The sequence below is a fragment of the Streptomyces sp. NPDC088732 genome (genome assembly GCF_044751205.1).
Lineage (GTDB): Bacteria > Actinomycetota > Actinomycetes > Streptomycetales > Streptomycetaceae > Actinacidiphila.
In genome coordinates this window covers 264,886-277,657 of sequence record NZ_JBIVLI010000006.1, presented here as the reverse complement: position 1 = coordinate 277,657, position 12,772 = coordinate 264,886, and the positions used below count along the sequence as shown (strand labels likewise).

Below are 12,772 nucleotides of genomic sequence, written 5' to 3'. Positions count from 1 at the left end.
GAACGCGACGGCCCGGACCGCGAAAGGAGGTTCTCCTGATCGCGGGCCGGGCCCGTGGTGAATGTCCTGCCGGACGTGCGGCGGGAACCGCTCAGATCTCGCCCCGGAGCTTGGCGAGCGCCTCGGCGAGGATCGCCTCGCCGTCGGCCGCGCTGCGGCGTTCCCGCACATAGGCAAGGTGCGTCTTGTACGGCTCGGTGCGCGGCGGAGCCGGCGGGTTCTCCTCGTCCTGCCCGGCCGGGAAGCCGCAGCGCGGGCAGTCCCAGGTGTCCGGGATCTGCGCGTCGCTCGCGAAACTCGGCTGGGTCTCGTGCCCGTTGGAGCACCAGAAGGAGATGCGCAGCCGCGGCGCGGACTCGCCCCGCTCGGCCTCTCCCATAGGCCCCGCCCCGACCCGACTGCCACGGATCGCGTTGCCACTTGCCACGGTCGTAACTCCCTGCGTGATCGTGCTGCGAGGTCGCCCAGTTTACGGAGACCGGTTCACCCCGCCGCGGCGGGGAGAGGGCACCGTATCCCAAGACGCGCTTCCATGATAAGTCGCGTCGGCGACAAGGCGTCAGTTCTCCCCGGATACGCGGGAGTCGGTCACTTCTGGAACTTGAGCAGAAGACCAAGGGTGACAATGCACGCAAACCACAGCAGACCGATCACAACTGTGATCCGGTCGAGGTTGCGCTCGGCCACCGAGGAACCGCCGACCGACGACTGCATGCCGCCGCCGAACATGTCGGACAGGCCGCCGCCCTTGCCCTTGTGCATCAGCACGAGCAGCAACAGCAGCAGGCTGAAGATGATGAGGGCGATGGAGAACCCGATGACCACAGCTGGACCAACTCTCTCGGTGACCTAGGACGAGGCGGGGGCCGGTCGGCTGGCATGCAGCCCTCCGGCCCCCGACAGAGTACTTCGGGCAGGGCCCGACAGCCTACTGCCCGCAGAAACGCGTGATCGCGTTACTGGTCGCGGAAGCGGACGATCTTGACGAACTCCTCCGCGTCGAGCGACGCGCCGCCCACCAGGGCGCCGTCCACGTCGGGCTGCGCCATGATCGCCGCGACGTTGCCGCTCTTCACCGAGCCGCCGTACTGGATGCGGACCGCGTCGGCCACCTCCTGGCCGTACAGCTCGGCCAGCCGGCCGCGGATCGCCCCGCAGACCTCCTGGGCGTCCTCGGGGGTGGCCACCTCGCCGGTGCCGATGGCCCACACCGGCTCGTAGGCGATGACCAGGGTCTTCGCCTGCTCGGCCGGGACGTCCTTCAGGGCGCCGTCGAGCTGGGCAAGGGTGAAGGCCACCTGGTTGCCGGCCTTGCGAACGTCCAGGCCCTCGCCGACGCACACGATCGGGGTCAGCTCATGGCGGAAGGCCGCCTTGACCTTGGCGTTGACGATCTCCTCGTCCTCGCCGTGGTACTGCCGGCGCTCGGAGTGGCCGATGACCACGTACGAGCACTTCAGCTTGGCCAGCATCGAGCCGGAGATCTCACCGGTGTACGCGCCGGACTCGTGCGCGGAGAGGTCCTGCGCACCGTACTTGATCTTGAGCTTGTCGCCGTCGACCAGGGTCTGCACGGACCGCAGGTCGGTGAAGGGCGGCAGCACGACGGCCTCGACGGCGTCGTAGTCCTTCTCGTTGAGCGCGAAGGCGAGCTTCTGGACGTGCGCGATGGCCTCGAGGTGGTTGAGGTTCATCTTCCAGTTGCCCGCCATGATCGGCGTGCGCGGGGTCATCGGTCAGTCCTCCAGTGCGGCGAGGCCGGGGAGCGTCTTGCCCTCGAGGTACTCGAGGCTCGCGCCGCCACCGGTCGAAATGTGGCCGAAAGCGTTCTCGTCGAAGCCCAGGATGCGGACGGCCGCGGCGGAGTCGCCGCCGCCGACGACGGTGAACGCGGGGCTGTCGAGCAGCGCCTGGGCGACCGCGCGGGTGCCCTCGGCGTAGTCGGGGTGCTCGAAGACGCCCATCGGACCGTTCCAGAAGACGGTGGCCGTGTCGGCGAGCTTCGAGGCGAAGAGCTTGCGGGTCTCCGGACCGATGTCCAGGCCCATCAGGTCGCCGGGGAAGGCGTCGACGGTCACGGTCACGGGGTTGCCGGCGACCGGGTTCTTCAGGTCGGGGAAGGACGGCGCGCCCACGATGTCCAGGGGGAGCACGAACTCCACGCCCTTGGCCTTCGCACGCTCCAGGTACTCCGCGACGGTCTGGAGCTGGTCCTCCTGCACCAGGCTCTTGCCGACCTCGTGGCCCTGGGCCTTGAGGAAGGTGAAGAGCATGCCGCCGCCGATCAGGATGCGGTCGGCGCGGTCCAGCAGGTGGTCGATCACGCCCAGCTTGTCGGAGACCTTGGCACCGCCGAGGACCACCGCGTACGGGCGGGCCACGTCCTCGGTGAGCTTCTTCAGCACGCCGACCTCGGTGGCGATCAGCAGACCGGCCGCGTGCGGCAGCCGGGCCGGCAGGTCGTAGACGGAGGCGTGCTTGCGGTGCACGGCGCCGAAGCCGTCGCCGACGTAGAGCTCGGCGAGGGCGGCCAACTGGTCGGCGAAGGCGCCGCGCTCGGCGTCGTCCTTGCTGGTCTCGCCCGGGTTGAAGCGCAGGTTCTCCAGCAGCGCGACGCCGCCGTCGGCCAGGGCGCCGACCACGTCGTGGGCGCTCTCCCCGACGGTGTCGGTCGCGAAGGCGACCTTCGTGCCGAGGAGTTCACCGAGCCGGCCGGCGACGGGCGCCAGCGAGAACTGCGGGTCGGGCGCGCCCTTGGGGCGGCCCAGGTGCGAGGCGACGATCACCTTGGCGCCGGCCTCGGCCAGCTTGGCGATGGTCGGCACGACGGCGCGGATACGGCCGTCGTCGGTGATCGTGTCGCCGGACAGCGGCACGTTGAGGTCGGCGCGGACGAAGACCCGCTTGCCGCCGACCCCCTCGTCGATGAGTTCGTCGATCGTCTTCATGGTGAGGACTCTCCTGCCTCGGCCCCTGCCGGCGTGGCGGCACGGCGCTCGCGCCCTGGGGCAGTCGTGGAAAGGTCATGGGACAGGGCCCGGACGACATTGCGTCGTTCGGACCCTGTCCTCATCGCATGGCGGGCTGAAGAGCCCTTGTCAGAGCTGGCCGCCGACGAACACGGTCAGGTCGACGAGGCGGTTGGAGTAGCCCCACTCGTTGTCGTACCAGCCGATGACCTTGACCTGCTTGCCCTGAGCCATCGTCAGGGAGGAGTCGAAGGTGCAGGAGGCCGGCCAGTTGACGATGTCCGAGGACACGATCGGGTCCTCGGTGTACTCCAGGATGCCCTTGAGCTGGCCCTCGGCGGCCTTCTGGAAGGCGGCGTTGACCTCGTCCTTGGTGACCTCGCGCTCGAGCTCGATGACCAGGTCGGTCACGGAGCCCGTCGGGACCGGGACGCGCATGGCGATGCCGTCCAGCTTGCCCTTGAGCTGCGGGAGGACCAGGGCGGTGGCCTTCGCGGCACCCGTCGAGGTCGGGATGATGTTCTCGGCGGCGGCACGGGCGCGGCGCAGGTCCTTGTGCGGGAAGTCAAGGATGCGCTGGTCGTTGGTGTACGCGTGCACCGTGGTCATCATGCCCTTGACGATGCCGAAGTTCTCGTCCAGGACCTTCGCCATCGGCGCCACGCAGTTGGTGGTGCAGGAGGCGTTGGAGATGATGTGGTGCTTCGCGGCGTCGTACTTGTCGTTGTTGACGCCCATCACGATCGTGATGTCCTCGTCGGACGCCGGCGCCGAGATGATGACCTTCTTGGCACCACCCTCGATGTGCTTCTTGGCGTCCGCGGCCTTGGTGAAGATGCCGGTCGACTCGATCACGATGTCGACGCCCAGCTCGCCCCACGGGATGTCGGAGGGGTTGCGCTCCGACAGCACCTTGATGGTGTGGCCGTTCACCGTGATGGAGTCGGCGGTGTGGGTGACCTCGGCCTTCAGGCGGCCCAGGATCGTGTCGTACTTGAGCAGGTGCGCCGTGGTGGCGGTGTCGCCCAGGTCGTTGACAGCCACGATCTCGATGTCCGCACCCTGCTCCAGGGCGGCACGGAAGAAGTTACGACCGATGCGACCAAAGCCGTTGATGCCTACGCGGATCGTCACGAACCGATCTCCTCGCTGATGTGCCGGATGCCATTTCGCTCCGGCTGCGACGTATGGGATGTCCCCGACCAAGGACGACCCTACCCCGGCGGGAACCCAGCGGTGACATCGGCACCGCCGGTGCCCGCACTACGGACGGGTAACCGGGCCCGGCGCGGCCGACGCCCCCCGGACGGCCGGTCTCAGCCGACCATTTCCTCGGTCAGGTTGGACTCCGTGCCGGGGATGCCGATGTCGGAGGCGCGCTTGTCGGCCATCGCCAGCAGCCGGCGGATGCGGCCCGCGACCGCGTCCTTGGTGAGCGGCGGCTCCGCCAGCGAGCCCAGCTCCTCCAGCGACGCCTGCTTGTGGTCCATCCGCAGCCGGCCGGCCGCCGCGAGGTGCTCGGGCACCTCCTCGCCGAGGATCTCCAGGGCGCGCTGGACCCGGGCGCCCGCCGCGACGGCCGCGCGGGCGGAGCGGCGCAGGTTCGCGTCGTCGAAGTTGGCGAGCCGGTTGGCCGTGGCGCGCACCTCGCGCCGCATGCGGCGCTCCTCCCAGGCGAGCACGGACTCGTGCGCGCCCAGCCGCGTCAACAGCGCGCCGATGGCGTCACCGTCACGGACGACCACGCGGTCGACGTTGCGCACCTCGCGGGCCTTCGCCCCGATCTGCAGCCGGCGGGCGGCGCCGACCAGCGCCAGGGCCGCCTCGGGGCCGGGGCAGGTGACCTCCAGCGAGGAGGAACGGCCCGGTTCGGTGAGCGACCCGTGGGCGAGGAAAGCTCCTCGCCAGGCCGCCTCGGCGTCGCACGTCGCGCCGGAGACCACCTGCGGGGGCAGTCCGCGGATGGGGCGGCCCCGGCCGTCGACGAGACCGGTCTGCCGGGCCAGCTGGTCGCCGCCGGCGACCACCCGCACGACGAACCGGCTGCCGCGGCGCAGCCCGCCGGGCGCCATGACGACGAGGTCGGAGGAGTGCCCGAAGATCTCCAGGATGTCCTTGCGCAGCCTGCGGGCCGCGATCCCGGTGTCCAGCTCCGCCTCGATCACGATGCGGCCGCTGACCAGGTGGAGTCCCCCCGCGAACCTGAGGATCGCCGAGACCTCGGCCTTGCGGCAGCAGGTCCGGGTGACGGGGAGCCGGGAGATCTCGTCCTTCACCGCTGGCGTCATCGCCATGGGCCGATCCTTCCATGCATACGAAAAATCCGGTCGAACGCGGCCGCCAGCAACTCCGGGTCGTGCCGCGGCCCGTCGGGCGCGGCGACCCGGGCCAGCTCCACCGTTCCGGACAACCGCTCGGCTGCTTCTGTCAGGCTTTCGCGGTCGGGTACGGCGGCCTCGTCAGCCAGCACCACGTCGATGGTGAGTTTAGGGGCGTGTCGGGCCAAAACCTCCAAGTGACGCTGCGGAGAAAAGCCCTCGGTCTCTCCTGGCTGCGGGGCGAGGTTCAGCGCCAGCACCTTCCGGGCGCGGGTCTCCATCAGCGCGGAGACCAGATCCGGCACCAGGAGGTGGGGTATCACCGACGAGAACCAGGAACCGGGCCCCAGCACCACCCAGTCGGCGTCCAGCACGGACTGCACCGCCTCGGGGACGGCCGGCGGGTCGTTCGGGACCAGCTGGACCTCCTGCACCTCACCGGGGGTGAGCGCGACGGTCGCCTGCCCGTGCACCGTGGAGATGGCGTCCGGCTTCTGCGGGTCGTGCCCGCGCACGGTCGCCGTGAGCTCCAGCGGCACGCCGGACATCGGCAGCACCCTGCCGTGCGCCCCGAGCAGCCGGCCCACCCACTCCAGGGCGGCGACCGGGTCGCCGAGCTGCTCCCACAGCGCCACGATCAGCAGATTGCCGACCGCGTGGCCGTGCAGGTCGCCCTGGCTGACGAAGCGGTGCTGGACGACCTTCGACCAGGTCCTGCCCCAGTCGTCGTCACCGCACAGCGCCGCGAGCGCCTTGCGCAGGTCGCCGGGGGGCAGCACGCCCATCTCCTGCCGCAGCCGGCCGCTGGAGCCGCCGTCGTCCGCGACGGTGACGACGGCGGTCAGGTCCTGGGTGATCCGCCGCAGCGCCGACAGCGAGGCGGCGAGTCCGTGGCCGCCACCGAGCGCCACGACCTTCGGCGCCGCACCGCTGCGTTGTGCCGACCGGCGCAAGCGCCGAGTCGTCGTCCTCACTCGCGCCCCATGTCCCGGTGGACGACCACCGTCTCCACGCCGTCCGCGGACAGCCGGGCGGCGAGCCGCTCCGACATGGCCACGCTCCGGTGCTTTCCGCCGGTGCAGCCGACGGCGATCGTCACGTAGCGCTTGCCCTCGCGCCGGTACCCGGCGTTGACGATGTGCAGCAACTCCGCGTAGCGGTCCAGGAACTCCTTGGCGCCGGGCTGGTTGAAGACGTAGGTCGCGACCTCGTCGTTGAGCCCGGTGAAGGGGCGCAGCTCCGGGACCCAGTGCGGGTTGGGCAGGAAGCGGCAGTCGGCGACGAGGTCGGCGTCGACGGGCAGCCCGTACTTGAAGCCGAAGGACATGACCGTGGCCCGCAGCTCCGGCTCCTCCTCACCGGCGAACTGGGCGTCCATCTTGGCGCGCAGTTCGTGGACGTTGAGGCTGGAGGTGTCGATCACCAGGTCCGCGTCGCCGCGCAGCTCGCTCAGCAGCTCGCGCTCCTTGGCGATGCCGTCCACGATCCGGCCGTCGCCCTGCAGCGGGTGCGGACGGCGGACGGACTCGAAGCGGCGCACCAGCGTGTCGTCGGAGGCCTCCAGGAAGAGCACCCGGCGCTTGACGCCCTTGGCGTCCAGGTCCGCCAGCGAGTCGCGCAGATTGTCGAAGAAGCGCCGGCCGCGGACGTCCACGACGACGGCGATCCGGGCCACATTGCCCTGGGAGCGGGCGCCGAGGTCCACCATGGTGGGGATGAGCGCCGGCGGCAGGTTGTCCACCACGAACCAGCCGAGGTCCTCCAGGCACTTGGCGGCGTGGCTGCGGCCCGCGCCGGACATGCCCGAGATGATCACGAGTTCGGGGATCGCCTCCGCGGCTTCTCCCGCTCCGCCCGTCGTCACCTGTGTTCCGCCTCCGTCGTTCTCGATCATGATCCCTTCCCCCGTTCGGTGGGGACGGTCACCGGACCGGCCGTCCCCTCTTCTTCCTCAATGATCTCTCCTGTGGCCGTGTTCACGGCCGGTCCGGCCGGGGCGGCCCCGGCCAGGGCCGCGAGCACGGACTCCGCGGTGCGCCGGCCCACACCGGGCACCTCGCAGATCTGCTCGACGGTCGCCGCGCGCAGCCGCTTGAGCGAGCCGAAGTGCTTCAGCAGCGCCTGCCGCCGGCTCTCGCCCAGGCCCGGGACGGAGTCCAGGGCACCGGCCTTCATCGACTTGGAGCGCTTGCTGCGCTGGTAGGCGATGGCGAAGCGGTGCGCCTCGTCACGGACGCGCTGGAGCAGGTACAGGCCCTCGCTGGTGCGCGGCAGGATGACCGGGTCGTCCTCGCCGGGCAGCCAGACCTCCTCCAGCCGCTTGGCGAGGCCGCAGACGGCGACCTCCTCCACGCCCAGTTCCTCCAGGGCCCGCCGGGCCGCCGCGACCTGCGGCGCCCCGCCGTCGACGACGACCAGCTGGGGCGGGTAGGCGAACTTGCGGGGCCTGCCGGTCTCCGGGTCGATGGGGCCGCCCGCGACCTCGGGGCCGGCGCCGTCCTCCGCGCCCGCCCCGTCGCCGTTCCCGTCAACCCACTCGCCGGTCCGCTGCTTCTCCAGCAGGTAGCGGCGGAAGCGCCGGGAGACCACCTCGTGCATGGAGCGGACGTCGTCCTGCCCGGCGAAGCTCTTGATCTGGAAGCGCCGGTACTCGCTCTTGCGGGCCAGACCGTCCTCGAAGACCACCATCGAGGCGACGACGTCGTCGCCCTGGAGGTGGGAGATGTCGAAGCACTCGATGCGCAGCGGCGCCGTGTCCAGACCGAGCGCCTCGGCGATCTCCTCCAGGGCGCGGGAGCGGGTGGTCAGGTCGGAGGCACGCCGGGTCTTGTGCAGCGCGAGCGCCTGCAGCGCGTTGCGCTGCACCGTGGCCATCAGGTCCTTCTTGTCGCCGCGCTGCGGGATGCGCAGGCTGACCTGGGAGCCGCGGCGCTCGCTGAGCCACTGCTGGACCGGCTCGTACGGCTCGGGCAGGGCGGGGACCAGCACCTCCTTGGGCACCGAGTCGCCCCGCTCCTCGCCGTACAGCTGCTGCAGGGCGTGCTCGACGAGCTCGGGGGTGCCGATCTCCTCGACCCGGTCGGTGACCCAGCCGCGCTGGCCGCGGACCCGGCCGTCACGGACGTGGAAGATCTGGACCGCGGCCTCCAGCTCGTCCTCGGCGACGGCGATCAGATCGGCGTCCGTCGCGTCGGCCAGGACGACCGCGTTCTTCTCCATGGCGCGCCGCAGCGCCTCTATGTCGTCCCGCAGCCGGGCGGCCTTCTCGTACTCCATCGCGACCGCGGCGTCCTTCATCTGCTGCTCCAGGCGGCGCAGATACGTGCCGGTGCGGCCCGCCATGAAGTCGCAGAACTCCTCCGCGAGTTGGCGGTGCTCCTCGGGGGTGACCCGGCCGACGCAGGGCGCGGAGCACTTGCCGATGTAACCGAGCAGGCAGGGGCGGCCGATCTGCGCGGAGCGCTTGAACACCCCGGAGGAGCAGGTGCGCACGGGGAAGACCCGCAGCAGCAGGTCGACGGTCTCGCGGATCGCCCAGGCGTGCGCGTAGGGGCCGAAGTAGCGCACCCCCTTGCGCTTGGGACCGCGCATGACCTGGACGCGGGGGAATTCCTCGTTCATGGTCACCGCGAGCGACGGATAGCTCTTGTCGTCCCGGTACTTGACGTTGAAGCGCGGGTCGAACTCCTTGATCCAGGAGTACTCCAGCTGCAGCGCCTCGACCTCGGTGGTCACCACCGTCCATTCCACGGAGGCGGCGGTGGTGACCATCGTGCGGGTGCGCTGGTGCAGGTTCGCGACGTCCTGGAAGTACGAGGAGAGCCGCTGACGCAGGCTCTTCGCCTTCCCGACGTAGATCACCCGGCCGTGCTGGTCCCGGAACTTGTACACCCCTGGGGACTCCGGGATCTCTCCCGGCCGGGGGCGGTAGCTGGAGGGGTCGGCCATGCCCCCACCCTACTGACTGGCGGTGACAATCCTGTCGCCTCAGGCCGACGGGCCGGCCACCAGCTTGCCCGCCTCGACCCGGATGCCGACGGACGGCAGCGGCCGGGCGGCGGGACCGTGTTCGACGGCGCCGGTGGCGGCGTTGAAACCGCTGCCGTGGCAGGGGCAGGAGAGGGTGGTGCCGCTCAGCTTGTTGCAGAGGCAGCCCTGATGCGTGCACACGGCGCTGTAGGCCTTGTAGACGCCCTTGGTGGGCTGGGCTACGACGACTTTGGCGTCGGTGTACAGCTTCGCGCCGCCGACGGGCACCTCGGAGGCCGCGCCGAGGTCCACGGGGCTGGTCGGCCCGGTGGAGTCGGCGCCGTCCTCGGAGCCGCCGCCGCAGGCGGTGAGGCCCAGTCCCGCGACGCCGGCGACAGCGGCGCCCCTCAGGACGGTTCGGCGGCAGGGAGGAAATCCGGTGGTGTCAGCCATGGCAGCGCTCCGCTTCGGCACGTGGGGAAAAGTCGACCTTGGACGGATCTGACCTTACGTGCCGAAGCTCTGCGCAGCCTGTCAGGCCTTGGCCGCCGCTTTCTTCCGGGTGCTGGTCCGCTTGCGGGCGGCCGGCACCGGCGGGGCGTCGGAGATCCGCTCCGAGCCCAGGATGTCCCGCAGGAACTTGCCGGTGTGGCTCGCCCCCACCCCCGCCACCTGCTCGGGCGTGCCCTCCGCGATCACCAGTCCGCCGCCGCTGCCACCTTCGGGGCCCATGTCGATGACCCAGTCCGCGGTCTTGATCACATCGAGGTTGTGCTCGATGACGATCACGGTGTTGCCCTTCTCGACCAGTCCGGACAGCACCTTGATCAGCTTGCTGATGTCCTCGAAGTGCAGACCGGTGGTCGGCTCGTCCAGGACGTAGACCGTGCGGCCGGTGGAGCGCTTCTGCAGTTCCGAGGCGAGCTTGACGCGCTGCGCCTCGCCACCGGAGAGCGTGGTCGCCGACTGGCCGAGCCGCACGTACCCCAGGCCGACCTCGGTGAGGGTCCGCAGGTGCCGCGCGATGGTCGGCACCGCCTCGAAGAAGTCCAGCGCCTCGGAGATCGGCATGTCCAGGACCTCGGCGATGGACTTGCCCTTGTAGTGGACCTCCAGGGTCTCCCGGTTGTACCGGGCACCGTGGCAGACCTCGCACGGGACGTAGACGTCCGGGAGGAAGTTCATCTCGATCTTGATCGTGCCGTCGCCGGAGCAGTTCTCGCAGCGCCCGCCCTTGACGTTGAAGGAGAAGCGGCCCGGCAGATAACCGCGCACCTTCGCCTCCATCGTCTCCGCGAAGAGCCGGCGGACGTGGTCGAAGACACCGGTGTACGTCGCCGGGTTGGAGCGCGGCGTGCGGCCGATCGGCGACTGGTCGACATGGACCACCTTGTCGACGAGATCGTCGCCGTCGACCCGGGTGTGCCGGCCCGGGACGCCCCGGGCGCCGTTCAGTTCGCGCGCCAGGTGGGTGTAGAGGATGTCGTTGACGAGGGTGGACTTCCCGGAGCCGGAGACACCGGTGACCGCGGTGAAGACGCCCAGCGGGAAGGACACGTCGATGTCCCGCAGGTTGTTCTCCCTGGCGCCGCGCACCGTCAGCTGCCGGCCGGTCTCCAGCGGCCGCCGCATGGGCGGGATCGGGATCTGGCGCTTGCCGGCCAGATACTGGCCGGTCAGCGACTCCTCGTTGCTCAGCAGCTCCGCCAGGGAGCCGCTGTGCACGACCTTGCCGCCGTGCTCACCGGCGCCGGGGCCGATGTCGACCACCCAGTCGGAGGTCTTGATGGTGTCCTCGTCGTGCTCGACCACGATCAGGGTGTTGCCGAGGTCGCGCAGCCGCACCAGGGTCTCGATGAGCCGGTGGTTGTCCCGCTGGTGCAGGCCGATCGACGGCTCGTCGAGCACATAGAGCACGCCGACCAGCCCGGAGCCGATCTGCGTGGCCAGCCGGATGCGCTGGGCCTCGCCACCGGACAGGGTGCCCGCGGCACGGTTGAGCGAGAGGTAGTCCAGGCCGACGTCGACCAGGAAGCGCAGTCGCTCGTTGACCTCCTTCAGCACGCGCTCGGCGATGGTCTTCTCGCGCGCGCTCAGCTTCATCCCGCGCAGGAACTCCGCGCAGTCGCTGATCGACATCGCGGAGACGTCGGCGATCGACTTGTCCTGCACCGTGACGGCCAGCACGATCGGCTTGAGCCGCGTGCCCTGGCAGGTCGGGCAGGGCACCTCGCGCATGTAGCCCTCGAAGCGCTCGCGGCTGGAGTCGCTCTCGGACTCCGCATGGCGGCGCCGCACGAAGGGGATCGCCCCTTCGAAGGCGGTGGTGTACGAGCGCTCCCGCCCGTAGCGGTTGCGGTAGCGCACCTCGATCTGCGTCCGGTGCCCGTTGAGCAGGGCCTTCTTCGCCCGCTGGGGCAGCCCGGCCCACGGGATGTCGGTCCGGAAGCCGAGTTCGTCGGCGAGTGCGCCGATCAGGCGCTGGAAGTAGTCCCGCGTGTGGCCGAGCGACCAGGGGGCGATGGCGCCCTCGTCGAGGGACTTGTCCTCGTCGGGGACGACCAGCTCCGGGTCGACCTCCATGCGGGTGCCGATGCCGGTGCACTCCGGGCAGGCGCCGAAGGGCGAGTTGAAGGAGAAGGAGCGCGGCTCCATCTCCTCGAAGGACAGGTCGTCGTACGGGCAGTAGAGGTGCTCGGAGAACATCCGCTCGCGCTGCGGGTCGTCCTCGGGGAGGTCGACGAAGTCCAGGATGACCATGCCGCCGGACAGCCCGAGCGCGGTCTCGACCGAGTCGGTCAGCCGGCGCTTGGCGCTGTCCTTGACGGTGAGGCGGTCGACGACCACCTCGATGGTGTGCTTCTCCTGCTTCTTCAGCTTGGGCGGCTCGGCCAGCTGCACCGTGGCGCCGTCGACCCGGGCCCGGCTGTAGCCCTTGGTCTGCAGGTCCGCGAAGAGGTCGGCGAACTCGCCCTTGCGCTCGCGGACGAGGGGCGAGAGCACCTGGAAGCGGGAGCCCTCCTCCAGTTCGAGCACCCGGTCGACGATCGCCTGCGGCGACTGCCGCGAGATCGGGCGGCCGCACTCGGGGCAGTGCGGCTTGCCGATGCGGGCGAAGAGCAGGCGCAGGTAGTCGTAGACCTCGGTGATGGTGCCGACGGTCGAGCGCGGGTTGCGGGAGGTCGACTTCTGGTCGATCGAGACGGCCGGCGACAGGCCCTCGATGAAGTCGACGTCCGGCTTGTCCATCTGCCCCAGGAACTGCCGGGCGTAGGAGGAGAGCGACTCCACGTAGCGGCGCTGTCCCTCGGCGAAGATCGTGTCGAACGCCAGGGACGACTTCCCCGAACCGGACAGGCCGGTGAAGACGATGAGCGAGTCCCGTGGGAGGTCGAGCGACACGTTCTTCAGGTTGTGCTCGCGAGCGCCACGGACGGTAAGTCGATCGGCCACGCCAGTGCGTACCTTTCATAGAACAGACAAGGGGCAAGCTCCAACGCCCCCAGACAGCCTAAA

Annotated in this window: 11 protein-coding genes; all 11 read right to left on the bottom strand. The window is 70.2% G+C overall.

The window, feature by feature from the left end; all coding sequences use genetic code 11:
* Positions 1-91 precede the first annotated feature (91 nt).
* Complete coding sequence (locus tag ACIP9H_RS13505) at positions 92-427, bottom strand: RNA polymerase-binding protein RbpA (RefSeq protein WP_078862516.1); 336 nt, start codon at positions 425-427, stop codon at positions 92-94.
* A 161-nt stretch (positions 428-588) separates the two neighbouring features.
* Positions 589-825: a preprotein translocase subunit SecG gene (secG, locus tag ACIP9H_RS13500; RefSeq protein WP_326576958.1), complete on the bottom strand. Its 237-nt coding sequence runs from the start codon at positions 823-825 to the stop codon at positions 589-591.
* 131 nt (positions 826-956) lie between these two features.
* Positions 957-1,733, bottom strand: a complete 777-nt coding sequence (tpiA, locus tag ACIP9H_RS13495; RefSeq protein WP_401584456.1) for a triose-phosphate isomerase — start codon at positions 1,731-1,733, stop codon at positions 957-959.
* 3 nt (positions 1,734-1,736) lie between these two features.
* On the bottom strand, positions 1,737-2,948 hold the full coding sequence (locus ACIP9H_RS13490; protein WP_401584454.1) for a phosphoglycerate kinase: 1,212 nt from the start codon (positions 2,946-2,948) through the stop codon (positions 1,737-1,739).
* A gap of 150 nt (positions 2,949-3,098) precedes the next feature.
* Positions 3,099-4,103, bottom strand: a complete 1,005-nt coding sequence (gene gap / locus ACIP9H_RS13485) for a type I glyceraldehyde-3-phosphate dehydrogenase (protein WP_360912193.1) — start codon at positions 4,101-4,103, stop codon at positions 3,099-3,101.
* A gap of 182 nt (positions 4,104-4,285) precedes the next feature.
* A complete protein-coding gene (gene whiA / locus ACIP9H_RS13480; protein ID WP_319661180.1) occupies positions 4,286-5,263 on the bottom strand; it encodes a DNA-binding protein WhiA in 978 nt (325 codons plus the stop codon).
* Positions 5,254-6,261, bottom strand: coding sequence for a uridine diphosphate-N-acetylglucosamine-binding protein YvcK (yvcK, locus tag ACIP9H_RS13475; RefSeq protein ID WP_401584451.1), 1,008 nt, complete (start codon positions 6,259-6,261; stop codon positions 5,254-5,256). Before yvcK ends, whiA begins: the two co-directional genes overlap by 10 nt.
* Positions 6,258-7,181 carry an RNase adapter RapZ gene (rapZ, locus tag ACIP9H_RS13470; protein WP_401584449.1) on the bottom strand — a complete coding sequence of 308 codons (924 nt, stop codon included), beginning with the start codon at positions 7,179-7,181 and terminating at the stop codon, positions 6,258-6,260. Before rapZ ends, yvcK begins: the two co-directional genes overlap by 4 nt.
* Positions 7,178-9,235 carry an excinuclease ABC subunit UvrC gene (gene uvrC, locus ACIP9H_RS13465; RefSeq protein WP_401584446.1) on the bottom strand — a complete coding sequence of 686 codons (2,058 nt, stop codon included), beginning with the start codon at positions 9,233-9,235 and terminating at the stop codon, positions 7,178-7,180. Before uvrC ends, rapZ begins: the two co-directional genes overlap by 4 nt.
* Positions 9,236-9,274: 39 nt before the next feature.
* Entirely contained in the window at positions 9,275-9,709 is a 435-nt protein-coding gene (locus ACIP9H_RS13460) for a Rieske 2Fe-2S domain-containing protein (protein ID WP_401584443.1), read from the bottom strand.
* Positions 9,710-9,790: 81 nt separating this feature from the next.
* Entirely contained in the window at positions 9,791-12,709 is a 2,919-nt protein-coding gene (uvrA, locus tag ACIP9H_RS13455; protein WP_401959120.1) for an excinuclease ABC subunit UvrA, read from the bottom strand.
* Positions 12,710-12,772: the final 63 nt, after the last annotated feature.